Below are 24,479 nucleotides of genomic sequence, written 5' to 3' on the forward strand. Positions count from 1 at the left end.
TCGGTTGAGGAAGTTCGGGCGCTGAAAGCAAACCGTCAGCCGGTAACCGCGCGGTGGAATGGCTATTTCTACATTCGCTGACGTACCAAATAGCGTCGCGATGAGGGCAAAGGTTAGACCCTAACTTTGGGGCGCCCGCTCATGCAACCAGGGTCGCATTAGCGGGTCCAGATGTTCCGGCCGACTGTTGCAGCGCGGAGTCGGCGCAGCACGACCTCGGTCAACTCGTCGAACTGGCGTGCCTGCTGATGGCGGATGAAGAGCCGGCCCGCCCGGACGCGAGTTCGATGCCTGCATGGGCGCGAGGCAGCCGTGAGGGAACGTCTTTAGCTCTTCTTGGTGCTCTTCGGCTTGATCGACAAGCCGAGGCGCAGCGCCATCCGTTTGACCGCGTCGGGCGACCGGCCGAGCTGCCTGGCCGCCTCTTCCAGAGATATCGAAGACTTGGCCAGCTCCATCAGCCGGCGATCTTCCTTGAACGACCAGGGCTTGCGCGCCATAACCGAAACGATCCTCTTAACTCAACAGAACGACAAAGCCGCCAAGCGGACCCATGTTCGCTCGACGGCTTTGCTTGGGTGGGGCCGGGCCTTGGGGAAGCCCGGTGATGAGAGGGATAAGCGATCCAACAAAACGCGCAACAAGGACTGCGGATTAAGCTAACTGCTCAACCTTACTTGGCGTTAGATGCTCCGTAGAAGCACGGGCTTCTTAACCCAATCCGATCCGCGCGCGCTGATATCCGCCGATCGAGAATGTCCTGCCACCATCTTCGGTTCCCGCAGAACCAGCGAACGGTCTTGGCGAGGCCGCTTTCGAAATTCTATTGCGCGCCAGCCGAGCTCGCGCCGAGCCGATGAAGCCCGCGCCGCCCGTGACGCCCTTCGAAGCGCATTCAATCTCTGCTCGATGACCGCAGCCGCTAGCCGATCTGGAAATCAATTTTCGGTTGTCTGCCTATTGACACTCGCGCTCGATCTGCGGGAGCATCCGGCTTTCATTTGGGCGATACGAGGTCACCATTATGGCAAAGATTCATCTGGATTCCTCGGTGAGTCAGTCCGTCACCCGCGCCGTTCCGAAGTCTGCCGTGCTGTCCTGCACCGCGACCAGCGCACCCGACGTCTATGCACACGCGATCTGGGTTGTCGTCGGAGATATCAGGCAATTCACGCTTTATGCCGGCGACAGCATGGTCGTCCCCGACGGCGCAACGCTGACGATCTGGATCTTCCGCAAGCAGGCAGGCCAGAGCACCTGGACCGCGGACTTCGATCTAAAATAGCGCCCAGCGAACATTCCGGTCCCGCGTCAGCGCGACGTCAGCGGATGCGCCGTCTGGTGCCAGGCCCAGGCGGTCCGGATCACCGTTGGCAGGTCGGAGTGACGTGGAACGAAGTTCAGCAGCTTGCGCGACTTGGAGGGATCGGCCACCAGATAGGTGGGGTCTCCGGGCCGGCGTGGCTTGACCACCTGGGGTACCTCGCGCCCTGTCGCTTCCTTGATAGCGGAGAGAATCTCACGCACGGAGAATCCCGAGCCGGTGCCGAGATTGAAGCTGTCGCCGGCATGTCCTTCGAGCAGGAGTTTGAGCGCCGCGATATGGGCCGCGGCAAGATCGGTGACATGAATGTAGTCGCGGATCGCAGTGCCGTCGGGCGTATCATAGTCGTCGCCGAATACGGCGAAGTCCTCGAGATGGCCCTGCAACGCCATCATAGCGCGCGGAATGAGGTGCGTCTCGTTATCGCGCAGTTCGCCGATACCACCATCCGGGTCCGCGCCGGCTGCATTGAAATAGCGCAGGCAGAACGCGCCGAAGCCGTAAGCTCTGCGATAGTCGGCGAGCATGCGCTCGATCATCCATTTCGAGGCGCCGTAGGGATTGATCGGGGCGCACGGAAAATCCTCCGGCAGCGCCTTGGAATCGGCGTTGCCATAGACCGCGCCGGTCGATGAGAACACGATACGGCGACAGTCGGCCTCGCGCATGGCGTTGAGCAGCGCCAGCGTGCCCTGGACGTTGTTGATGTAGTATTTCTGCGGATCGACGACGGACTCGCCGACCAGGCTCGCCGCAGCAAAGTGCATCACGGCCGAGATCTTTTGCTCGGCGAAGGTGCGTGCCAGCGTTGCCGCATCGAGGAGATCGCCGGTAACAAGCCGGCCGGCCACGAAGCTGCGGTGTCCGGTGGAGAGGTTGTCATAGACGATGGGCTCATAGCCGGAAGCGGCGAGCGCTCTGCAGGCGTGCGAGCCGATATAGCCTGCGCCGCCTGTGACGAGAACGATGGGTCTGTCGGTCATGTCGTCCGTGCTTTGTCTCTCGCTGAGGCTGAATGTTCGTGAGGGATAGTGCGTACGGCCAATGAGGTCAAATCGCGTCCGTCCAATCGCTTCCGATTTGACCGCTTAACCTTGATGGAACGGCGTAGAGCGCGCAATGGTTGCCCAGGCGGAACCTTGCGCAAGGCTACTCTTCAAGCAGGCCGTTGCACAAACTTCATCGTCGTCTGACAAAACTTTCAGCGTTCGGTGCCTTGAAGTCGGCGCAGCGAACCGATGAAATGTGAAGGGGGAGGAGCGTTCCGCTCACGTGGAAACATTCCAATGTTGCCGGCCTTGATTCTGTCATCGATATTCGTTGCGGGCTTTGGTTGCGGCTACGGCGTCAGAGCGTGGCGATCCCACAAGCGTCTTGCGAGATATCGCCTCTATGCGCCCTACACGTCGACAGCGCTCGGAGGCGGACAAGGTCGGCATCCCTTAGGATGAAGAGGGCCGATCGGGCTCCATCATCCGTTGCTGCGATCGCAGAGGTGATTTCAAGACCGGAAGTAACCATGTGTGGTTAGGTTAAGGAGCGGCCGTCCTTGTGAGCGTGGATGCGAAAGCCTAGAGGGATCATCATTGCACGATCAATCGGGTCCCGAATTGCGCGGGGTGGGAAGGCGTCGATGGCGAATTGCACTGCGCTGCTCCGCATGATGCCTAACCCGGTCATTCCCATGTGGGGCCGTGGCTCCCGTCTTGAGGTTCTCTCCTGGGTTGAGACTGAGAGCGCCCAACATGATTGAGCAAAACGGCAACGCGCCCCGCCGCTATTTTGTCGATGGCCATGGGCATCGCGTCTTGATCGGCCTCTCGCTGGAGGAGACGACTGAGTTCGAAACTCTGGAGGACGCCTCCGCGTTTGCATCGGGACACGCGACGAGAGACGCCGGAGGAACACATGAAATCCGCTGGCGCGAGCTCTATGCAAAGCATGAGTCGGCATGGAAGGCCTGGATCGCGCAAAGTCGGGCCGCGGACGCGGCAAATTTAGCCTTTGTTAACCATGGCTGACCGATGCTGCACGTTTGAGAGCTTCGGACCGGGATGGCCCACATGTTCCAGCTATTCCTCAGAGCACGTGCCCACAATCTGCTGAGCCGTGGCCGTAGCGAGGAGCGATTCAAGGCGCGGTCCGCCGAGCGCGATGCGGAGACGGATCACACGCGAATTGGGTCCATCATGGCCGCGATCGACGCCGCCATCCAGGAAGCGGAGAAGGAGCAGGCCGGCCTCAACCGACGCGTCGACGATGCGCTCGCGCGCGCGTCCGTCACCTTCGGCAACGGTACCGATGAATATCTCGAGCGGGAAGCGCTGGACAATTACCATCAGGATCTGTTCGCCGCCGATATCTCGAACGGTCAGCGGCGCCTCAAGGAGCTCGCGAGCACGATCTCGCACCTGAAGTTCGTCAAGGCGGCGATGCTGACCCGCTTTCCCGATTTCAGGCCGCCGCAGCTCAGCAGCTGACCGGGCGCCTCAGCGCTCACACTTGGTCGTTTGGCTGGCCGATGATTCTTGCTATGGTTCGCTCGAAAGAACGCGAGAGACTGAAGGGAGAAGCTCAAGTGTCCGTCTGCACCAAGCCAAAGGCGATCGGGTTTGCACTTGTCCTGGTATTGGCTGCGCCTGCGACGGCATCGGCGATCACGGCCGAGGTCGCGCGCGCCTGCGACGCTGCCGTGGCGAAGGCATTTCCGCCGCGTCAGATTGGCAATCCCGCCGCCGGGAGCACCAAGGGGACTGCGAAGGACCAGCGCGCATATTTCAGCAAATGCGTCGCCAATAACGGCAAGGTCGACGACGGTCCAGCAGACGCACCGAAGGACAGCAAACCCAGCAAATGAGAACCAGCGACGCTGCGGCTAACGGGGCGGAGGGCAGGGCGAGTAGAACGCGCCGTTGGTCGCGTTGATCCGTTCGACGCATTGATTGGGGTCGGTGATCGTCCCAGCCACCGTGAAGTCGTAGCCTATGCCCTTGACCACCACGATGTAACGGCCGGGCGCCAGCGTAAAGCCGTCTTGCTCCGGCTGCAGCAACAGCATGCGCGGCTGATCCTCGACCGGACCTACCTTGTAGGCAAAGGACATGCTGCGAATGACCCAGGAATCGCCGGCGTTCACCATCGAGGCCTTGCCCGTCGCGTCGACGCCCATCGCGCGCCAGACCTTCGCCACCACCCGGACTTCGGTGCCGCTTGCATCAACACCACCATCGGGTCGGAACACGATGAACCTGACATCGCCACTCGTCAGCGTGGTTGCGCTCGGCGTGGTGATGGCCGCCGAGATCGCGACGCGGCGGTCCGGAATCTTTCCAGGGACCGACTTCAGTTCCTGGAGCTGGCCCTCGCTCAGGGCGTAGACGCCAAACGTCGTCGGCAAGGGCATCGAGGGCTGTGCTGCGGATGCCGGTTCTTTTGCACTATCCGGCGTCCGTTCGGCGGTCTCGCTCTCCGACGGGGTTGGGGTGGTGGTCGGTTGAGGCCGGGGGTCTCTTGTCGCGGTGAATTGGGAGAGAGCGGAGAACGCGGTCCTGAGCTGCGGCCAATAGGTAGCGGCCGCACTGCCGCCTGCAATGAAAAGGAGAATGACAGCCAGTCGAACCAGAGAGTTGAAGGCGCCGCTCCGTTTGGATTGGTCGAGCGATCTTGGTGGTGCGACAGGGCGGCGCGGCGTTTCCGCAGCCTTCGGACCGGCCGGCGAAGTCAGAGCAGGCGACGCAGGAATGGGTGGTGGAGCAGGCGTATTGACCAGAGGAGAATTCGGCGCGACGACCGCCGCAGGATTGGACGGTAAGGACGGCACGTTCCGCTCAAAGGAACGCTCGACCTCATCAATGGCGCGTTCGAGGACTTGCTGGAGCGCTCGCGCTTTCGGCGCGTCAGCGTGGGTGAATTGTTCCAGGAGCTTGATGCGCGCCAACTCGTAGACGATTTCCCTTATCTGTCGGGGGTCGTCGGAGATCTCGCGGATTCGGCCTGACAAGAGGCGGACAAGCCCCTTGATCTCGTGCGACTTGGCGGCGTTGGCTGCGGTGTTACCGGGGTCGGCCATCAAGGCCCATCACCTAACCCGGATGCGGCGGTTTCGCTAGGCTTTTTCACCGCGAAACCCTTGGCCGCGGGAGATGCGCTCTGATGATCTGGTTTGCAGAGGCCCTTTGCGATGGTCTCGAAATGCTTGCTTTTGGGCAAAAACCTGTGACATTTCGTCGAGCTCCTCTTTCCGGTGTTTGACCATGCGCGGCGTTTTGACAGCAATCACGGTTTTGACCTTCCTGGTTCAGCCTGCTCTTGCGCAAGGGGTCAAGGATCAGGCCAATCTTACAAGTACCAGCATCGTCACGACGTCTACGAAAAAGACGCAGACCACCCAAGCCGCCTCGCGGCCCACGGCCACGCGGAACTTGGCGCCAGGCACCTTGCGACCGGGGACGGCCGCTCAGGGCGTTTGGCGGGATGGCAAGCTGATTGCCGTGCCTCGATAAGGTCGCCCAACGAACCGTGAAGGAACGGTGATCGCCTCCCTGACGTTCTCGCTCGGGAGATATCGCATGAAACGACCAGTCTTGATCGTAATCGCGCTTCTTGTGCCAGCGAGCGCTCTGGCCCAAGGGGTCAATGATCCGTCCACGCCCAATCGCAACGTGATCATCGTCAATCCGTCGCAGCCATCGTCGGCCAGGGCGACCCCTAACATTCCGAGCACGATCCAGGCGCCGCTGACCAGAGGCGGACGTGCCGTGCCCTATTATGGCAACCGGACCCGCACCAGCGGCTCGGCCCGCAGCAGATAGTGCATCGCTACTGATGGGTCGGTGTCATCCCGCCGCCGGCCGGGAAGTTGCTGGACTTCAGCGTCATTCCGCTGACGCGGAAGCGGACATTGCCGGCAAGATACAAATAGTCGGAGGTGGGGCTGCCGACCGTGCGCACCTCGACGTAGGTCAGCGTGATCGATCCGACGCTCGGGGTGACCTGGGTGATGTCGACATACCGCGCCCCCGGGAAGAGCTTCTGGTCGAGGCCATAGAAGATCTTTTCCCGCTCCGACCAGAGCACGAAATGACCTCCGGTCTTCTGATCAACCGCTTCATACTGCGTATGGATGACTTGCGGGTATTCGATCTGGCCCGCTGCCGCAGGCTGCGTTCCGAAGACGATGGCCAAAGCCAACAAAGCGATATTGCGAAACACAGGTCAAATCCCCAAAAGCTAAAGCGCAAAGCTTGCCCGCGAATCCGCGTTCTTGCAATCGCCCACGGTATAAGCTGAAAATGCAAGCGGCCTCTGGCCGCTGTTTGGGCCCCACTTTGGAGTCATCGGAGTGCGATCCACTCGCCGCTATACTGCATCAGACTGCTGGAAATGGGGTGGCGCACTGTTCAGGGCGACAGTGGCCCTCGGCGTTGGACTCGCCGTTCATGTTGCCTGTCCGCCTGCTTGCCTGGCGCAAACAGATCCGGAGCCTAGCATCAACGACTATCTGCCTTCCGCCGAGCCCGAGCCGTCGCGTCAGGATTGGCGACAGCGGATCGATGATGCGAGGCGGCGGGCCAAAGAGGTCTCGCGTGAGCGGCGCGAGCATCCAGAACTCTACAAGCCGATCCCGGAAGACCCAGAGAAGGTCGCGAGCGAGCGCGTGCTCAATGATGAGAGCCTGCAGCGGGGCGACATCGTCGCAACCAAGAAGGGCATGTTCGTCTATCAGGGCCGATCGGACCAGCCGCGCCGCGACCAGGACTTTTTGCCGGTTGACCCGAAGCCGTCTCGTTAAGCGAGAAACCCGCTCTCAATAGCGGCGCAGCGTCGCGTTGAACGCCGGATCGGTGGCCTGGGTCGCTTCCAGCAGCAGGGACTTCCCTTCCGGCGTCGCCTGCACATAGGCCGCAACGAGCGGTGCCTCGAACCGCGTGCGCTTGGCAAGTGCGGCGCGGATGTCGGACGTCGCAAACAGCCTGATCTCCTCATCGGTCGCGGCCGACGTGGATGTGACGGTCTGGACCCGTGAGAAGGCAACCTCCGCCGGGATCGATCCCGTCAGATAGGACATTTTGAGTGCGGACGTTGCAGGTTCGCCCGATCGCGCCTTCAGTGCGCCGAGCGCCAACCAGAGCGCGGGCCGGATCGGCGATATCTTGAGTGTGGTGATCAGCGCGTCCTGGGCCGCCTTGTTGTCCTCGGTGCGGCCCTTCGCATCCGGCCGGCGCAGGACCTCCGCGGCCTTGGTGGCGGCATCGCTGGCGAGCGAATCCCCGTCAAGCGATAGCAGCGCCAAGGGAGCAGACTGCGCGAGATGGCCGAAGAGACCGAGGCCGGCATAGACCAGCAGCACCGCTGCAAGGACGGCGCCGAGTGCGCGAAGCCAGTCCAGTCGGATCATGCGCGAAGCCTTAAACCACAGCTTAAGAGACATTTACCGGAAGATCAGCCGCGCCTGCCTCTTGCGGCGAAGCCCTAGATTGCGAGCAGACTATCGCCCTGGATCGTGAGCAGGGTCAAGTTGCCGGTGGCATAGGCGCCGGTATCGATATTGATGCGATTGGGACGAATGTCGGGTGCGCTGACTGGCGTATGGCCGTGGACGACATATTTGCCGAAGCGTTCCTCGGAGTTGAGGAATTCGTCACGGATCCAGAGCAGGTCCTCGTCGCGTTGCCGCTCGAGCGGGATGCCGGGTTTGACGCCGGCATGGACGAAGAAGAAGTCGCCGCAGCTGAACGAGGATGGCAGTTGCTGGAGGAAGGAGAGGTGCTCGGCCGGAATGGCGCGCTTGAGCGCCTCGATCAATTCGACCTGCTCCTCTGCGGTCGGATTCATGGTCGGGGTCACGCCGTAGGAGACGAGCGTCAGCAGACCGCCATAATGACGCCATTCCTGGAGCCGGCTCGGGTCCTTCAGCACCTCGAGCAGGAAGACCTCGTGATTGCCCTTCAAGCATACGGTCTCGTGCGACTTCGATCGTTCGATCAGGATGTCCAGCACGGCGCGGGAGTTCGGGCCGCGATCGACGTAGTCGCCGAGGAAGACCTGGATCGCCCGCCCGGGCGCAGAGCGCCTCAGATCGGCGTCGATCACCGTTAACAGGGATTGAAGAAGATCGGCCCGGCCGTGCACGTCGCCGATCGCGTAGACGCGGACTCCGTCGGGCAGCCGCGGCTTGGTCTTCTTACGAAAGCGTCGGGTAAGGCCCATTAGGTCGATCGAATCGCATCTGTCGCTATGAGCAGGGATCGTGATCGCTCTTAGCAGAACAAGTCACATACCGGTATTCTTAATTGGTTCTGAAAGACGTCCAGGCGTTTTGATTAAAGGATCGCGTCTCCCTTGAGCCGTATCTCAAGAGGTGTTCTGTAGCTTGCCCCCAACAAGAAACGGGGGAGCGCGACATGCGCAACGTTGTGAAGTACCTGGCGGCCGTTGCCGCCATTGTGTTTGCTGCCGGGGTTCAGCAAAGCGCGAAGGCTGCCTTCGTCGGTGCTCCAATGGGGCTGCGCGGTGCCATTCAATACATCAAGTTCGATCAGCCGACGTTGCCGCCGATGGCGTTCACGATCTTTTGCCTGAAATATAAGGACGAGTGCAAGCCTCGGCCGCAGCAGATCGTGTTCAGGGGCGGCCGTCTGAAGCTCACGGCGGAGCGTATGGCGCAGCTCCAGGAGGTCAACCAGCGGATCAACAGCGCGATCCGTCCCGAGGCCAATTTGGAAGGGCTGCGCGGCGAGAAATGGCTGTTGCATCCCGCGAGCGGCGATTGCAACGACTACGCTGTGACAAAACGCCACGATTTGATCGCCAAGGGTTTTCCGGGCCGGTCGGTGCTGCTCAGCGAAGTCGTGACCAACTGGGGCGAGCACCATCTCGTCGTGGTGGTGCGCACCTTCTCCGGCGATCTCGTGCTGGACAACCTGACCGGTCAAATCCTGCCCTGGTCGAAGAAGTCCTATCGCTGGGTGCGGATCCAGACGCCGAAGAATCCGAACTATTGGGCGTCGCTGGCCGATCGGAACGTCTGACGACTCGCCCATTCCTTGCCTGTTGGCCAATCGCATGATGTCCACGGCGGGGCAGCCTTCGGCGAACCGGGGAACGAATACAGCCAAAGATTGTTGAAGTTGTTGTTTGACTGGTTTGCCACTCCATCGGGTGAGGCATACTTGAGAGGTATTTTGTGAATTCCCCTTCGACAAGAACGGGGAGCGCAAAATGCGCAAAGCTGCAAGATTCTTGGCGATCGCCTCGATCGTATCGATTGGGGCACCGCGCGCGGCGGACGCGGACCTGGTAAGCGCTCCAATGGGACTGGGGAGCGCAATTCAATTCATCAAATTCGACACGCCGACACTGCCGCCGATGGCGTTCACACAATTCTGCCTCCGATACGAGAATGAGTGCAAGCCGCGCCTGATGGTGTTCAGGCGTGGCCGGCTTAAGCTGACGCCCCAGCGCTGGGCCGAGCTCAACCAAGTCAACCGTCAGGTGAATCTTGCGATCCGACCGGAGCCTAATCTGGAGGGCCTGGCAGGTGAGAAGTGGCTGCTGCATCCCTTAAGCGGCGACTGCAACGACTACGCCGTGACAAAACGCCACGATCTGATCGCGAAGGGCTTTCCGGCGCGATCGGTGCTGCTCAGCGAAGTCGTGACTTCCTGGGGGCTGCATCATCTCGTGGTCGTGGTGCGCACCTTCTCCGGCGATCTCGTGCTGGACAACCTGACCGGTCACATCCTGCCCTGGTCGAAGAAGTCCTATCGCTGGGTCCGGATCCAGACGCCGAACAATCCGAACTATTGGGCCTCCCTCGGCGATCGCAGCGTCTGATCGCCGGCTTGAGCCGGACGTCAGGATCGCGAGGATTGGCCGATGCTTTGCGACAGGCCGAGTCCCGCGATCACCGACAGGCAAAAGATGGCGGCCGGACGCAGCAGGCCGGGACCTGAGAAGGCCTCAACCAGCGCAAAGCTAAGGCAGGCGGCCGCGGCGGCCGGGAAGAAGGAGTCGCGGCCGCGCGCCAGGGCGCCGAAGAACAGCCGCAGCAGAAGCGCGGCGAGAACGGCACACGCCGCCACAAGACCGACCCAGCCCATATCGACGAAGATCACAGCGGCGGCCGAGGGCGTGGGCAAGAGCTGCCCCGGGTCGCTCTGATAGATCCGCGAGACGGCGGCGAAGGCGCCCGCGCCCGCGCCGAACCATCGGGTGTCGGCAAGCATCCGCTCGAACGTCGGCTTCAGCTCGCCGGCCATATCAGGCGCGAGCCGCAGCAGCGCCGATCCTGAGCCCTTCTCGAACGCAAAGGCGAGTACGATCGCCGCCCCGACCAGCGCTGCGACCGACAAGGCTGTGGCGGCGAGACCTGACAAATCGAGACGCCGGATCACCAGGATCAAGAGCACCAGCACGATGCCGAACGTCGCGCCGATCGCGCTGCCGGTGCTGGACAAGCCGAAGACCGCCAGCGCGCAAATCAGCGCGCCGACAAGGCCGCAAAGGCCGATTGCAATCGAGCGGGACAGAGCGTGATGGGTCTCGGCCCGTTCGGCGGCTAGCTGCATGACGGCGAGATTGACGAGGAGGCCGAGGCCACCGAGCGACGTTGCAAGCCCCGTCGAGGATGCGTTCGCCAATGTCGGCGACAGGATTAGTACGAGGGCCGAAACCGCGGTCACGCCGCTGAGCACGAACAGGATGAGCTCGGCGCGGCCGCGGTCGCGCGAGACCACAATGGTCACGCCGGTCAGGGAGAGCGCCGACAGCGCCAGGGCCAGCGCGTTCAGCGTCAATCCGACATCGGCCGTGATGAACCCAAACGGCAAGCTGCCCACGGCCTCGCGCGCACTCGCCCAGATCGGATGCGCGAGCGAGAGCCAGACCGGAAGCAGCTGGAGCGCAATACCGATGGGAATAACGACGAGAACCCAACGGGTCCAGGCGACAGCTCGCAGATAATGCTCGTAGTCGGCCTTTCGCGCGCTCAAGCAGGCCGCGAGCACGCCCAACGCGGCCGCGGCCATCCCCATCGGCGCGCTGAATTGGGCGCCGGCGATTTCAAGGATGGAAGCGGAAACGATCGCGAGGATGAGGGCGAAATAGGCGAGGGACAAACGGCGCGCTCGAAACGAAGGCCTGAACGATCAGACCACCATACAAGCCATCCTCCGCAATTCAAGCGGCGGTCCGATCACGACACACCGATGACGCGGATTGTAGACGATGCTTACGAGAGCGCTTTAGCGCGCAGTCTTCAGCGGACGTGCGAAGATGCGTGCCGCGCGGGCCGCCGCGAGCCAGAAGCGGGCGAGCGAGCCGAACACATAGCCAGCCTGCGCGGCGAGCGCACAGAGGATGAAGGCCTTCAGCCCGTCAAGGAAGGAGAGGTGTACGACCAAGCCGATCGCGAGCGCAATGAGCGCCATCGCAAGTGTCACAGGCAAAAGCACGAAGACCCGAAAGCGCTGCCCGAGTACCGCACCGATGAGAAAACAAAAAATCGAAAGCTCAGCCATCCGAAACACCCCGTGCTTCGGACCTTAGGTTCCAGACCCTAAAACACCTTTAAGTGGAGGGCTAAAGCTCGATCTATTGGCCGCAATTTGCCAGCAGCGAATGGTAGGCCTCGCGCAACCCGTTCAATGCAACCATGCCTTTGATTTCGCTGTCGCTTTCCCTCACCATCACGGAGAGCGCGGGCGTCGTCTGCCACTTGCCGGCGGCAAAGGCCGAGACCTCGTCGGGCAACAGCACGGCGGCGCCCGCGGCCGCCATGCTGGCCTCGAACGTCAGGGTGCCGCCTGTCGAGGGCGCGATCGTCACCTTGGGGTGGCTGCGGGGCGGGAAGGGGCGGATCAGCGCCACCAGCACGTCAATCTTGCCCTTCGGCGCGCAGCGGATGATCAGGCCGGCAAAATCGGCGTCGGATTGGGCCGTATCGGCCGTTTTCGTGATGGCGGCGAAGCTCTCGCCCTCCTTGGCCCCTTGGGTGCGGCTGAACTTCCATGCCGAGGGGGTTGCGACGCGCACCACGCAGGCCGACGCCGCTGTCCCGCCTGAGCAGGGGTCATCGGCCGGAACCGGGCCCGTGAGGGGGGCGGCCGCGAGGAGACCGAGCAGGGCGGCAACAGAAAGAGGCACTCAGGTACTCCACACCGTGGGGAGGCGGAACCTGTAGCAGACAACCGGCCCTCTTGGGAGCGGCGCTTGGGAAGGCAGGCTGCACTCACAAGCGGCACACGAATTACAACAAATGGTCACAATGGCTTAACCTTGGTTCCGGTAAGTTGCAGAGGGGCAACACTTACCAACATACGGCGCCGTTAACCCTGCCAAATCGGCTCGGCAGCTTGCCGCACCATCCGCCAGGCCGTACCAATTTGAGTAATTGGGGACCACCGGGCTCGATTCATGCAATCCATTGCCAAGACTCATGTTTTGAAACCAGCATTCTTGTTGGTTGCCTTGGCGCTGGGCGCCTGCTCGACCAATCCAGGGTCCGGGCCTCTGACCGACGACGTTAACAACAAGATTCAGACCGAGAGCGCGCCGGCTTACGAGCTGGTTCCGATCAACCCGGCGACGGTCAAGATCCTGCACACCCATGAGCCCAAGGGGCTCGCGGGGGCCTTCACCGACAAGCGTCCGCCGGCCAGCATCGTCTTTGGCATCGGCGACGTCGTCAGCGTCACCATCTTCGAGGCCGCCGCCGGCGGTCTGTTCATCCCGGCCGAAGCCGGCGTCCGCCCGGGCAACTTTGTGACGATTCCGGATCAGGCGGTCGACAATGACGGCTTCATCACGGTGCCCTATGCCGGCCAGGTCAAAGCAGCCGGCCTCACGGCGGTGCAAATCCAGCGCTCGATCGTTGAAAAGATCAGCAACCGCGCCATCGAGCCGCAGGCCGTGGTGGCAATGGCTTCGCAGCGGACGCAGCTCATCAGCGTGCTCGGCGAGGTTAATGCGCCGGCGCGTTACCCGGCCAGCGCCGCGGGCGCGAAGGACAAGGTGCTCGACGCCATTACCCGTGCCGGCGGCATCAAGGGCCAGGGCTTCGAGACCTGGGTCATGCTGGAGCGCGCCGGCCGGCGCGCCACCGTGCCGTTCGAGAATCTCGTGATGGCGCCCGAGAACAACATCTATGTGCGGCCCGACGACAGCATCTATGTCTATCGCGAGCAGCAGAAGTTCATGGCGTTCGGGGCGAGCGGTCAGAGCGGCGAGTTCAACTTCGACGCCTGGCGCATCAACCTTGGCGAAGCCGTCGGCAAGGCTGGTGGTCTTTTGGATGGCCAGGCCGATCCGGCCTCGGTGTATCTCTATCGCCGCGAGCCGCGTGAAGTTGCTGCCCAGCTCGGCATCGACATCAGCAAGTACACCTCCGACACGATCCCGGTCATCTTCAACGTGAACTTCCGCGATCCGGGCGGGTTCTTCCTGGCCACCAAGGTCATGATGAAGAACCAGGACATCATCTACGTCTCGAACTCGCGCAACGTCGAAGTCACGAAGTTCCTGGTCTACCTGCGGGTGATCATGGCGACCGGCAGCGATGCCATCAATCTCGCCAACGACGCGCTGATCTTCCGCAACAACATCAAGTTGGCGCCGTAAGGCGGGGCCCTGATCCACCAGAAACGATGGCACCGGGGCTTTGTCCCGGTGCCATTTTCGTTTAGCAATCGAGGCGGCCCTGTTTCGGGCCAATGGATCAAGGCACCACTGAGCAAGGCGCGCCGGTCATCGGTCACCCCGCAGTGTTGCGAGGGCTTCATGCGCTTTGGACGGCAAGCATTCTGGTGTTTTCTGGCTCTAGTGCTCGCGGGGTCCACGCTCCCCGAGAAGGCTGCCGGCCAAATTCAGCAACTCGGCGTCCGCCATCGGATCGACGTGGTGGTTTCCGCCGAGCCCGATGCGCCGATCTTTCAACGCTTCAAGGGAGCCAAGGGCGAACTCGCCTTCACGGTTCGATTATCGGCAAACTCGACGGAGAGCCGGTTCTTCGGCATGCTTCGGCCATCCTTCCCGGATATCGTTGTGCCCAGCACGTCAGGCAAGCCGCTGGTCCAACAGACCAAGCTCTGGGAGGAGGAGGTTTGCCATCAGCGGCGAGGCCTGCCCAAGGTCACGGTCACACAGCTTGGCGGCAGATTTGGCGAGGGCGAGGGGCGGGTCGAGATCAGCGGCATCAACCGGCACATTGGCCTATTGGTCCCGCCCGACGAATTGACCCCTGGAATAAAACTCGAACCGGGAAGTGACAGTCTTGGGCTATTCTACGCCTTCAGGGCGCAGACCCGGAACAGCCGCCTGAACGTTGATCTGAAGATCTATCCGATCGATTGCTTCCTCTAAGAGCTCAAGCAAGTAACGCTAAAGCAAAGCCCACCAGAACGACGATGCGCCTTCGGCTTCCCCATTTCCGCTGGTCGTGGAGCCTGCCCGCCACGTTCATCCTGTTCTTCGTGGTGGCCGGGGCGCCGTTCCCGTTCGGCTCGACCAACGACCTCTCAATCGCGTTCTGGTGCCTGTGTCTTGGGATCGCCGTGATCTTTGCGCCGACGCGCGACCTGCGCTCGCAGCACGTCTGGCTGCTCGCAGGCATTGGCGTCATCGTCGCGGGGTATGCCTTCGTGCTGCATGAGCAACTGTCTGACCATCCTTGGATCGCGCCATTCAACCCGATCTGGAAGCGGGCTTCAGAGCTTTTGGAAGTGCCGATCGCCCCCTCTGCATCCATCGTCAAGAACGAGGCATTTTTTGCGCTCGGCGCGCCGCTCGCCAACATCCTCGCCATCGTTTTAGGCATCACCGTCGGCGCCGACCGCGAGCGAGCGCGAAGACTGCTTTGGGTGATTGCGATCTCAGGGGCGCTGTACGCGCTCTACGGCGTGCTCTCGTTCCTGATTGAGCCCACCATGATCCTTTGGCGGGACAAGACCGCCTATCTCGGCAGCGTCACCGGCACCTTCATCAACCGCAACACGGCGGCGGCCTATTTCGGCTCCTGCGCGGTGATCTGGATCCTGTTGATCCTCGAAGACATCCGCCGACGCATCCCGGAGCGGCACATCGAATGGAAGCGCCTCTCGCGCGACCTCTCCGACATCCCGCCGCGCGAAATCCTGCCGCAGCTCGCAAGCCTGCTGATCTGCTTGATGGCGATGTTCATGACGACCTCGCGCGCCGGCGTGGCGCTGTCGCTGCTCGCGATGATCGTTTCGTTTACCGTCTTCCTGCGCAAGGATTTGCCGCCGAGGACGGGCATCTGGATATCGCTCGGCTCAGGCGTCGTGGTTGCGCTCGGGCTGATGCAGCTGCTGGGCGGGCGCGTCTCCAGCCGCTTCGACAGTCAGGGCCTGGTCGATGAAGGGCGGGTGGAAGCCTGGAAATCCACCGTCAAGATCATCGCCGACAATCCCTGGTTCGGCACCGGGATGGGCACCTTCCAATGGGCCTTTCCGCCCTTCCGCAGCCCCAACATCTCGATTCGCGGCATCTGGGATGCGGCTCATTCGACCCCCCTCGAGCTGGTATCCGAGGTCGGCATCCCCTTAGGGCTTTTGGTCGCGTTCGCTTGGATCGCCATGTTCATCGTATTGGCGAAGGGCGTCTTTGGAAGACGGCGCGACGCCATTATCCCGCTTGCGGGGGCGGCGACTGCCAGCCTCTCGCTTCTGCATTCGTGTCTCGATTTCACACTCCAGGTCCCCGGCTACTCCATTCCTTTCTTTGCGCTTTTTGGCGCCGGGCTGGTGCAGTCCTTCCGTACAACCGAGCAGTCTGGTCGACAGCTCGCCGTACCCGCGGGATGGGAAAATACGCGCTCCGAGATTGCCGCCAAGGCGGGCCATCGCAGTCCAGAAATTCATAAAACTGTCTATTTCTGAAGCAGTTGCTGGTTAACGAAGTCTTTAGATTAAGTGGACAGCTCTCGGTTGTTTCGTTACTGTTCCGCATCGCACATTAATTGCCCGCGGATCGGGCCAATTGATTTCAGGAGGTATGTATGAGCGTCATGCGATTTGCGCTGCGGATGGCTTCCGCGGCGGCGGTTGCCCTAACGATTGTCTCGGCCGCCAGTGCGGCCATTTACCCGCCGAACCGCCAGCTTTCCTCCCAGGTGATATCTGACTTCAAGTCATCGCCCGCGAGCTTGCTGCAGCAATTTCCAGACGGGGGCGCGCAGATGATCTCGCGCGTGCGGGATCTCGGAGCTTCCGATCCAACGACACTGGATGGGTTGATTGGGCTGCTCAAAAACTCCGGAACCACCAAGGACCAGATGCGGGCGATTGTTGCCGGGCTTGCTCTGGTGGCGCGCATGGCCGCGCAGCAGGACCAAGCCTACGGAAACGAGATCCAGACCGCTATTGCTGCGAGCGGCAACGCTGACGTGATAGCCGCTTATCAGGCCGCAACGGGCGATGTGGCTATCGCCGCAGCCGGCGGTGGTGGCACCGGGGCAGGTGGTCCCACGGGGACCGGCGGATTTGCCACTGGCGGCAACGCTAGCGGAGCGACGACTTTCGGCAACTCCGCGAGGCCAAACTCCGCTACCAGCACGCCTAGCGGTTCGGTTGCAAGCGCCACGAATAGCGTGAGTCCTCGCTGAGGCAAGCATCTGAGTTGCCTCACTCGGTCCCGAGAGCGGCGCCATTGGGCGCCGCTCTGCTTTCGTGCCGTTAAGGTTCACGCAAAATGGTGCGTGGGTGCTGCGCTTGCGCCCCGCGCCGGCGTTCAATTCCAGCGAGTGCTGTGCTATCGCTATTTGGGCGCTGGCAAGGGCGCGCGTGGAGCGCTAGGGCTCTGTTGCAAATTTACAATCCTTGAAAGCATTCGCGGACTGATTTTCAGGAATCGATAGATGTTGCAGGTGAACAAGCCGGCCTCGGAGATCAACAGCGAATTCGTTGAGATGCAAAGCTCTCAGTCGCAGTCGCCGGCCTCCTACCTTGCCATTATTCGCCGACAGTTCCCGACGATGATCGCCATCCTGGCGGCCTGCCTGATCGTTGCGCTGCTATATCTCTTTACCGCCGCCCCACAATACACCTCGACAGCGTCGATGGTGATCGACACGCGCAAGGTGCAGTTGTTCCAGCAACAGTCGGTGCTCGGGGACGTCGCGATCGATTCCTCCACCGTGGAAACACAGGTTGAAATCCTTAAATCTGAAAACATCAGCCTTACCGTCATCCGCGACCTTCACCTGATCGATGACCCCGAGTTCACCGGCACCGGTGCCGCCCTGCTTGGTGCTATTGCCGGGCTGTTTTCCTCAAGCAGCCCACTTTCCGAATTCGAATTGACGCGAAAGGCGCTCGAGCAGTTCGCCAGCAATCGCGTTATCAAGCGCCTTGGCACGACCTATGTGATGGAGATCGGCTTCACCTCGCGCGATCCGGCGAAAGCGGCGAAGATCGCCAATGCCATCGCGGACGCCTATATCGTCGACCAGCTTGAGGCGAAGTACCAGGCGACCCGCCGCGCCAGCGTCTGGCTGCAGGACCGCATCAAGGAGCTGCGCACCCAAGCCTCGACAGCGCAGAGGGCGGTGGTTGATTTCAAGAGCGCGAACAACATCGTCAATACTGGCGGGCGGCTGATGAATGAACAGCAGCTTGCTGAAGTGAACAGCCAGCTGGTGCTGGCGCATGCAGCGACCGCCGAAGCCAAGGCGCGGCTCGATCGCATGAATAGCATCCTCAGGCAGGAGATACCGGATGCCTCTGTTGCCGACGCGCTGAAGAACGAGACCATCGTCAAGTTGCGCGCCCAATATGTCGATATGGCGTCGAAGGAGTCCATTTGGTCGACGAAATATGGGCACGATCATCTCGCCGCTGTTAACCTTCGCCGGCAAATGGACGAGATCAGAAAGAACATTACGGACGAGCTCAAGCGCATCCAGGAATCCTACAAGAGCGACTATGATATCGCACTCACCCGCGAGGAGAGCATCAAAACCAGCCTGAACGCGGCCGTCTCGGAAGCACAGCTCACCAATCAGGCGCAGATCCAGTTGCGCGAGCTCGAGAGTACCGCCCAGTCATACCAAGCGATGTACGACAATTTTCTGCAGCGCTACATGGAATCGGTGCAGCAGCAGTCCTTCCCGATCACTGAGGCGCGCATTATCAGCGCAGCGACGATGCCGCTGAAAAAGAGCTACCCGAAGTCGCTGGTCGTTCTGGCGGCGGGGCTATTGGGAGGACTGCTGCTGAGCTTCGGCGTGGCGATGGCTCGCGAGCTCACGGACAACGTGTTCCGGACTACCGAGCAGGTGGAGGAAATCCTCGGTACGAATTGCCTCGCGATCCTCCCCGCTGTGGGTGGCCCCGCCGCACGGTCGCGATCGCTTCTTCCCGGCTCGCTTGCGGACAGGTTTGCCAACAACCCGGGCAACTCCAATCCGGACCTCCTGCGCTACGTGGTCGAAAATCCGCTGTCCCGCTATTCCGAGGCTATACGCACTCTTAAGGTGGCGATGGATCTCAACTCCGTCGTGCGGGAGAACCGTGTGCTGGCGGTCACCTCGACCCTTCCCAATGAAGGAAAGAGCACGCTTTCCGTCAATCTCGCCCAGCTTATGGCCCATGGTGGTGCCCGGGTAATCTTGGTCGATACTGACCTGCGCAACCCGTCGTTGTCGCGCGCGCTGGTGCCGGACGCGCAGGTCGGCTTGGTCGATGTGATCGCGCTCAGGGCAGGGCTGGAAGACACGTTAGTCGTCGACCCTGAGACCAAGCTCTCCGTATTGCCGATAGCGGCGACCTCGAAGCTCCTGCACACCAACGAGATCCTCGCATCTAAAGCGATGCACAATCTTGTCGCGTTGTTGCGCTCGAAATTCGACTACGTGGTGCTAGACATGCCGCCGATGGCGCCAGTGGTGGACGTGCGTGTCACCTCGTCCTTCGTCGATTCGTTTCTGTTTGTGGTCGAGTGGGGCAAGACAAAGACTGATGTGGCACGACACAATCTGCGCGGAGCGCCGGAGATCCACAGCAAGCTGCTTGGAGCCGTGCTGAACAAGGCCGAGACGAGGCTGCTTTCGCGCTATGAAGCCTATCATGGCCGCCATTATTACCAGAAATACTACGCAAAGTATGGGTACGTGGAATAACGGTCGCCCGGTGCGGAAGGCGTTCGTGCGCGCGATACTGCTGTTCGTGGCGCTCTTCGGTACGCTTTGGGCGTTGGTTGTCCTGCCATCCTTCTGGTTGATGGCACCCGTCCGTAAAGTGTCACTACACATCATGGCCGATGGCCGGTTCAGGCCTGGTATTTTGGCAGACATGCTGGTCCGCATGAAAGCCCAGCAGCAACCGGCTATCCTGCAACCTGAGTTACGATACGCACTGGCGCTGGTAACGCTGCAAGCTGCCGAGAATGCGATGCAGCGAAAGAGCCCGGATGAGGCTGATCGCGAAATGCAAGCGGCCGAGGGCGCGTTGCGGTCGGCCCTCGAGGTAAAACCAACCGACTCGTATCTTTGGCTGATGCTCTATTCGGTAGTGACGAGGCGCAACGGATTCGACCCAGAGAATATACGCTATCTAGATCGGTCCTATGCGTCTGGACCGAACGAGGGCTGGGTCGGGCTTCGACGCAATCAGTTGTCGCTTGCGATCTTCTCGATGCTAAGCAAATCTGTTCAACAAGAAGTGGTCTCTGAATTTGCGGCTCTCATCAATAGCGGCTTCGTCGAGGAAGCCGCGATCAATTTGACTGGTGTAGGCTGGGTTGAGCGCGAGCGCTTGTTAGAGAACCTGAAGCAAGTGGATATCGTATCGCGCGAAATCTTTGCCAAGAGATTGGCGCGCGACGGGGCGAAGGTGCGTATACCTGGGGTTGAGCTGGACGAGAGATTTTGGCGGTGAGAAGGGGCAAGCGGTCGGACACGAAACTCGGAGCCGAGCTTCAATCCGTTCGTGTGGTCGTGCACTCGCCGAGTAGCATCTCCAGTGCGCCAGCATTAATAATTAAATGGATGCACCTTGATCGACGTATGGACAACCACCGGCGGGGCGGGATAGGCAACGCGGAGCGAGTAGCTGAAAGCTCTATTGATGTCGAATATACTCCCTGACGGGCCCCGGCATTCTCGCCTTCACACTGTGCGCGCGCTCAACGATCGGGTGGCGCTTGTACGATCACAACTGGAACAGCAGATGATTTGCCTAGCGGTTCCTCAGCCCCACAGCTAACGATTTTCACGAGATCATATGAATACGCTCCATCCTGAACTCGTTCGGCAAGACCGAAGAAACATACCCGACAATAAGAGTGAAATCCGTGTCTTCGCGGTGCTGCGCGATGAAATGTTACGCCTACCCTACTTTCTCAACTATTATCGCCAACTCGGCGTATCCCGTTTCTTTATAATCGATAATGGCTCCAAGGATGGCTCAGGGCAGTTCGTCCTCGATCAACCAGATTGTCACGTGTTTTACACGGAAGGATCATACGGGAAGAGCCGCGCCGGTGTCTATTGGCTGAACTCCCTTCTGGATACTTATGGCGTATCGCATTGGATTATTCTGGCGGACACCGACGAGCTGTTTGTCTATCCCGGTTGCGAAAATACGGAGCTGCAGCAATTCTGCAATTGGCTGGATCAGTCCGGTCATGAGGCCGTGTACGCTCTGCTCCTCGACATGTACAGCTCGCTTCCAATTCGCGAGGTCAACTATCGGCAAGGAGAAGACTTTAGAGCGACATGCTCTTACCACGACAGCAGCTATGTTGTGGTGCGCCGATACGGTTTCCCGTCTGCCTTCCCACCCTTTGAGCACATCGGTGGGCCGCGTCTGCGCCTTTGTTTCGGAGATCAGAATACACGGGCACTATGGCCGCGTCTCAAGCCAAAATTGGCCAGGCGGGCCTTATCCGTCGCTCACAAGGCCGGATTTTTGCACAAGCAGATAGCTCCGGTCGTGGCAACGCAGGCATATAAGGTGCCGCTCGTCAAATGGCGGAAGGGAAACGGATATGTAAACAGTCACAGGCTTAACGCGGTTAGACTGTCGCCGGTCACGGGCGCTCTGTTACACTTCAAGTACTTCCAAGATTTCGGTAAGCGCATAGAGGACTCCCTTGCGCACGGAGAACACTACGGCGGCTCAATTGAGTACCGCCGCTACGGTGAACTCCTGGCAGCAAATCCAAACCTGTCGCTCATAGACGCCGAAAGCGTCCGTTACAGCTCGAGTCGCGAGTTGGTTGACCGCGGCTTGATGCGCACAGACAGTGGTTGGATGTCGATCGTTTGAAGTTGTCAGCATTCGTCGCTAGCCGAGCGTCAGACGATGGTCGAAACTCCTTACAAAAGCCGATTCACCCCACGCAGGAAGCCGTTGCGTAGAGGCAGACGGCTGCTGGCACAGCTTCTTCTGCTGCTCGTTGAGTTGGCGGCACCGAATCGGGGTGCGATGGCCGAAGGCCTCCCCTCCGGCTTGGGTGTTCACGTGCAGGTATGGCAGATTGACGCTGCTGACCTGGAACATATCCGGAATTTTGGCTTCAGCTTTGTACGATGGGGTATGTCGTGGGAAGCGATCGAGAAAAATCCAGGAGAATTCGACTGGGCAGCGACGGACGCGTTTTTTGAGAAGGTCAGACATTCGGGTCTTTCCTCCGTCGTGATTCTAGCTACCGGAAACCATCTTTATAGCCGCTGGCTGGAATTGCCGGCAGATCCGGGCGTGCGAGAAAGGAAAGTTGCGGCACCACCAGAGAGTGAGGCTGCCATCGCGGCCTTCAGCCGCTTCGCTGCCGCAGCCGCGAAGCGGTACGCTGACGAGTCAGTTACGTGGGAGGTCTGGAATGAACCGGACTTGCCAATATTCTGGCCGCCCAAACCAAAGCCAGATGCTTATGCGCAACTCGCCGCAATGACTTGCAGCGCAATCAAGATGGCTGCTCCCAAGGCAATGGTGCTTGCGCCGGCGACTGCCAGCCTGCCGGTCCGGGCGCCCGCACTCTATGGGGCCCTGGCGAAGACCGAGGCGGCAGGGTGTCTTGATGGCTTGAGTATGCATAGTTATCGCATAAGCCGCGGACAGCGGCCGGATCCGGAGAGCGTGGAAACTGAGAACCTGGCCAGTCGCGCACTGCTTGAGCGCCTGTCCGATCGATGGCGTGACGTGCCCATGCTGTGCACTGAATGGGGATATCCCACGTCGGCGGTCGGCCGTGCAACCCAGCGAGCATATTTGGCTCGCGCGTATCTTGCGAACGTCGCCAGCGGCGTTCGGGCAACGGTCTGGTACGAATGGAAGGACTCGAGGGACGAGCCCGCCAATCCAGAGTCTCATTTCGGACTTCAGACGGCGCAGGGTATTTTCAAGGTTGAGCCGGATGACGGATTGGTTCGGCGATTGACGAGCATGAGGTTCGTTCGCCGATTGGAGTCTGTGGACCCTCAGGTACAAGTTCTGTTGTTCGAGGAAGAGGGGGCGAATCGGATCGTTGCTTGGCTTAGGTCAGACGACCCCACTCGAAACACCGTCGTCACGATAGCCGGAAAGGCCGTCGTTCTCAGCAACTACCCTGCAATCGTCGTTGGTGACCAGATCGAAGCCGGCGGACTTCGTCATGCGCGTTAGACTGATTGCCCCGGTATTCGCGATGGCCGTGATTGCGATTCCCTTCGACGCGATCGCGGGTTTCAAAGCTTTCGGAGAGCTCGGGGACGAGAGTTCTTTCTATTTCTTTGCGTTGGCCATGGGGCTGTATGGAATCAACGCTGCTGGCGCTACCGTAGCTGGTGATCTTGGCGCGCCGCCAGGCGCGAGCCTTATCTGGCGAACCGGCGCGGCCATCGTAGCCGTTATAGCGATTTCGGCCCTCTGGAATGCGACTGACATCAGCGCCGCGAGGTTTCATGATCGCGATGGGGTTGTGAAATTGGCCACTTCCGCGACCGTGGTAATCTACGGCTTGGCACTCGCATTGTTGACCTGTGCAGTCGTTCCGGGGCGATGGTATACCTGCCTCATACTGCCCATTTGTATTAGCGCGGCACTGTGTGTCGGCTTCGGCTCGCTCGAGGCTCTCGATCGAGCCGGAGTCAGTTTTCCATTCTATCAAACTCTGAATTCGTTTCTCCACGCGGGTTCGGACCATAGTGTTCAAGCGTGGGATGGCGCCTTGAATCTGAGATTTGTCGAAGGATGGGATAAGCGCCTTCGAACCGTTTCGTTCGAGCCTCCATCGTTCGGGAATTTTGCCGGACTTGCATGGCCATGGCTTTTCGCTGCTGTCTTCATGACCCGGGGCATCAGGAAGGCACTCCATATTGCTTTGCTCTTGGCTTTTACAGTCTTGATCATTGGTGCTCAGGCCCGGACGGGATGGCTGCTCTTGGCAACCAACGTAGTTGCTTTCGGTCTACTGAGATTTCTGTTCCTGCCCCCTGATGGACGTGTACCAAAGTCGACGGCGTTGATTGCCGGAGTACTGCTGTTTGCAATGATTGCGGAGATCGTCTTCTACGCGGCGAGCTTCGACGAGATCATTCGCGATACCATCGTCGGGACTTCTGTTTCCGATCTCTCACGTTTGGCCTATCAAGTTACGTCTATCAGAATTTTCTCGGCGAACCCGATACTGGGAGTTGGGCTGGGTCAGTTTGCCTTCAATGCCGCCTCATATATGCCCGACTGGGGCTACATCAGTTCGGAGGTCAAATCTTCCCTCGCGTTTACTGACGCGCCCTGGCCTAACACTTACTCGCTTTACACCAGGCTCGCTGCCGAGCTTGGCTTGATCGGCCTTTTCGGATGGCTGGCAATCTGGATCGCACTTATGGTTTCGGTGCGCCGTGCGGGGCTGAACTACGCGAGTTCGGGTCGGCATGTGCCGGTGGTCGCATACCCGATTATCATGAGCTGTGCCGACGTTCTCGTAACCGCGCTTACCACGGATACATTTCGAACCCCCATGATCTGGATCGTCCTGGGCGCCGGCGCCTCTTTCAGCGCGCGAGTGAGACAAATTGCTGGTGGTGTCCTCCAACCATCCGCGCGACGAATTCCAAGCCAGACCTATCTCGCGCCCTCGCGCGGCTGATCGGCATATCGACGGGGAATGGCGTGGCACCAGCGTATCACAGCAACCGACTTCGTAGGGGATTCGAGACAAA

Annotated in this window: 26 protein-coding genes; 17 read left to right on the forward strand and 9 right to left on the reverse strand. The window is 60.5% G+C overall.

What is annotated here, in order from left to right:
* Positions 1-326: 326 nt before the first annotated feature.
* On the reverse strand, positions 327-500 hold the full coding sequence (locus tag JQ632_RS18110) for a hypothetical protein (protein ID WP_212403920.1): 174 nt from the start codon (positions 498-500) through the stop codon (positions 327-329).
* Between the two features lie 524 nt (positions 501-1,024).
* On the opposite strand from JQ632_RS18110, the gene JQ632_RS18115 reads away from it, so the two are divergent.
* Entirely contained in the window at positions 1,025-1,285 is a 261-nt protein-coding gene (locus tag JQ632_RS18115) for a hypothetical protein (RefSeq protein WP_212403921.1), read from the forward strand.
* Positions 1,286-1,311: 26 nt separating this feature from the next.
* Here the strand turns inward: JQ632_RS18115 and galE are convergent, their stop codons facing one another.
* Positions 1,312-2,307 (reverse strand): UDP-glucose 4-epimerase GalE, encoded by a 996-nt coding sequence (gene galE, locus JQ632_RS18120; RefSeq protein WP_212403922.1) that lies wholly within the window; start codon positions 2,305-2,307, stop codon positions 1,312-1,314.
* Positions 2,308-3,069: 762 nt separating this feature from the next.
* Here galE and JQ632_RS18125 point away from each other — a divergent pair.
* From JQ632_RS18125 to JQ632_RS18135, 3 genes are all read left to right on the forward strand, one after another.
* Positions 3,070-3,345 carry a hypothetical protein gene (locus JQ632_RS18125; protein ID WP_212403923.1) on the forward strand — a complete coding sequence of 92 codons (276 nt, stop codon included), beginning with the start codon at positions 3,070-3,072 and terminating at the stop codon, positions 3,343-3,345.
* Positions 3,346-3,387: 42 nt separating this feature from the next.
* A complete protein-coding gene (locus JQ632_RS18130; RefSeq protein ID WP_212403924.1) occupies positions 3,388-3,804 on the forward strand; it encodes a hypothetical protein in 417 nt (138 codons plus the stop codon).
* A 98-nt stretch (positions 3,805-3,902) separates the two neighbouring features.
* Positions 3,903-4,181, forward strand: coding sequence for a hypothetical protein (locus JQ632_RS18135; RefSeq protein ID WP_312015622.1), 279 nt, complete (start codon positions 3,903-3,905; stop codon positions 4,179-4,181).
* An 18-nt stretch (positions 4,182-4,199) separates the two neighbouring features.
* On the opposite strand, the gene JQ632_RS39480 is transcribed toward JQ632_RS18135, so the two are convergent.
* Positions 4,200-4,727, reverse strand: coding sequence for a hypothetical protein (locus JQ632_RS39480; RefSeq protein WP_249152190.1), 528 nt, complete (start codon positions 4,725-4,727; stop codon positions 4,200-4,202).
* A gap of 1,165 nt (positions 4,728-5,892) precedes the next feature.
* On the opposite strand from JQ632_RS39480, the gene JQ632_RS18145 reads away from it, so the two are divergent.
* The gene (locus JQ632_RS18145; RefSeq protein ID WP_212403926.1) at positions 5,893-6,135 is read left to right on the forward strand and encodes a hypothetical protein; all 243 of its coding nucleotides are present in this window, start codon (positions 5,893-5,895) and stop codon (positions 6,133-6,135) included.
* A 7-nt stretch (positions 6,136-6,142) separates the two neighbouring features.
* Here JQ632_RS18145 and JQ632_RS18150 read toward each other — a convergent pair whose 3' ends face one another.
* The gene (locus JQ632_RS18150; protein ID WP_212403927.1) at positions 6,143-6,535 is read right to left on the reverse strand and encodes a hypothetical protein; all 393 of its coding nucleotides are present in this window, start codon (positions 6,533-6,535) and stop codon (positions 6,143-6,145) included.
* A gap of 199 nt (positions 6,536-6,734) precedes the next feature.
* Between JQ632_RS18150 and JQ632_RS18155 the strand changes: the two genes are divergently transcribed.
* Positions 6,735-7,115 carry a hypothetical protein gene (locus tag JQ632_RS18155; protein WP_212403928.1) on the forward strand — a complete coding sequence of 127 codons (381 nt, stop codon included), beginning with the start codon at positions 6,735-6,737 and terminating at the stop codon, positions 7,113-7,115.
* 15 nt (positions 7,116-7,130) lie between these two features.
* Here JQ632_RS18155 and JQ632_RS18160 read toward each other — a convergent pair whose 3' ends face one another.
* Both JQ632_RS18160 and JQ632_RS18165 read right to left on the reverse strand, forming a co-directional pair.
* The gene (locus JQ632_RS18160; protein ID WP_212403929.1) at positions 7,131-7,721 is read right to left on the reverse strand and encodes a hypothetical protein; all 591 of its coding nucleotides are present in this window, start codon (positions 7,719-7,721) and stop codon (positions 7,131-7,133) included.
* 74 nt (positions 7,722-7,795) lie between these two features.
* On the reverse strand, positions 7,796-8,533 hold the full coding sequence (locus JQ632_RS18165; RefSeq protein ID WP_212403930.1) for a metallophosphoesterase family protein: 738 nt from the start codon (positions 8,531-8,533) through the stop codon (positions 7,796-7,798).
* 194 nt (positions 8,534-8,727) lie between these two features.
* Between JQ632_RS18165 and JQ632_RS18170 the strand changes: the two genes are divergently transcribed.
* Positions 8,728-9,354, forward strand: a complete 627-nt coding sequence (locus JQ632_RS18170; protein WP_212403931.1) for a transglutaminase-like cysteine peptidase — start codon at positions 8,728-8,730, stop codon at positions 9,352-9,354.
* Positions 9,355-9,544: 190 nt separating this feature from the next.
* Positions 9,545-10,159: a transglutaminase-like cysteine peptidase gene (locus JQ632_RS18175; RefSeq protein WP_212403932.1), complete on the forward strand. Its 615-nt coding sequence runs from the start codon at positions 9,545-9,547 to the stop codon at positions 10,157-10,159.
* A gap of 20 nt (positions 10,160-10,179) precedes the next feature.
* Here the strand turns inward: JQ632_RS18175 and JQ632_RS18180 are convergent, their stop codons facing one another.
* The 3 genes from JQ632_RS18180 to JQ632_RS18190 form a co-directional block, all read right to left on the reverse strand.
* Positions 10,180-11,442, reverse strand: coding sequence for a hypothetical protein (locus JQ632_RS18180; protein WP_212403933.1), 1,263 nt, complete (start codon positions 11,440-11,442; stop codon positions 10,180-10,182).
* 126 nt (positions 11,443-11,568) lie between these two features.
* A complete protein-coding gene (locus tag JQ632_RS18185; RefSeq protein WP_212403934.1) occupies positions 11,569-11,844 on the reverse strand; it encodes a hypothetical protein in 276 nt (91 codons plus the stop codon).
* Between the two features lie 73 nt (positions 11,845-11,917).
* Positions 11,918-12,361: a hypothetical protein gene (locus JQ632_RS18190; protein WP_212403935.1), complete on the reverse strand. Its 444-nt coding sequence runs from the start codon at positions 12,359-12,361 to the stop codon at positions 11,918-11,920.
* A 378-nt stretch (positions 12,362-12,739) separates the two neighbouring features.
* Here JQ632_RS18190 and JQ632_RS18195 point away from each other — a divergent pair, with 378 nt between their 5' ends.
* From JQ632_RS18195 to JQ632_RS18235, 9 genes are all read left to right on the forward strand, one after another.
* Complete coding sequence (locus JQ632_RS18195; RefSeq protein ID WP_212403936.1) at positions 12,740-13,942, forward strand: polysaccharide biosynthesis/export family protein; 1,203 nt, start codon at positions 12,740-12,742, stop codon at positions 13,940-13,942.
* A gap of 159 nt (positions 13,943-14,101) precedes the next feature.
* Positions 14,102-14,683 (forward strand): hypothetical protein, encoded by a 582-nt coding sequence (locus tag JQ632_RS18200; RefSeq protein WP_212403937.1) that lies wholly within the window; start codon positions 14,102-14,104, stop codon positions 14,681-14,683.
* A gap of 44 nt (positions 14,684-14,727) precedes the next feature.
* A complete protein-coding gene (locus tag JQ632_RS18205) occupies positions 14,728-16,218 on the forward strand; it encodes an O-antigen ligase (RefSeq protein WP_212403938.1) in 1,491 nt (496 codons plus the stop codon).
* 119 nt (positions 16,219-16,337) lie between these two features.
* A complete protein-coding gene (locus JQ632_RS18210; protein WP_212403939.1) occupies positions 16,338-16,943 on the forward strand; it encodes a hypothetical protein in 606 nt (201 codons plus the stop codon).
* A 252-nt stretch (positions 16,944-17,195) separates the two neighbouring features.
* The gene (locus tag JQ632_RS18215) at positions 17,196-19,457 is read left to right on the forward strand and encodes an AAA family ATPase (protein ID WP_212403940.1); all 2,262 of its coding nucleotides are present in this window, start codon (positions 17,196-17,198) and stop codon (positions 19,455-19,457) included.
* Complete coding sequence (locus JQ632_RS18220; RefSeq protein ID WP_212403941.1) at positions 19,405-20,214, forward strand: hypothetical protein; 810 nt, start codon at positions 19,405-19,407, stop codon at positions 20,212-20,214. Before JQ632_RS18215 ends, JQ632_RS18220 begins: the two co-directional genes overlap by 53 nt.
* A gap of 345 nt (positions 20,215-20,559) precedes the next feature.
* Complete coding sequence (locus tag JQ632_RS18225) at positions 20,560-21,606, forward strand: glycosyltransferase family 2 protein (protein WP_212403942.1); 1,047 nt, start codon at positions 20,560-20,562, stop codon at positions 21,604-21,606.
* Positions 21,607-21,642: 36 nt separating this feature from the next.
* Positions 21,643-22,941 (forward strand): cellulase family glycosylhydrolase, encoded by a 1,299-nt coding sequence (locus tag JQ632_RS18230; RefSeq protein WP_212403943.1) that lies wholly within the window; start codon positions 21,643-21,645, stop codon positions 22,939-22,941.
* Positions 22,931-24,406, forward strand: coding sequence for an O-antigen ligase (locus JQ632_RS18235; RefSeq protein WP_212403944.1), 1,476 nt, complete (start codon positions 22,931-22,933; stop codon positions 24,404-24,406). Before JQ632_RS18230 ends, JQ632_RS18235 begins: the two co-directional genes overlap by 11 nt.
* Positions 24,407-24,479 lie beyond the last annotated feature (73 nt).

Origin of the sequence: Bradyrhizobium liaoningense (assembly GCF_018130955.1) — a bacterium.
Classification (GTDB): Bacteria; Pseudomonadota; Alphaproteobacteria; order Rhizobiales; family Xanthobacteraceae; genus Bradyrhizobium; species Bradyrhizobium liaoningense_C.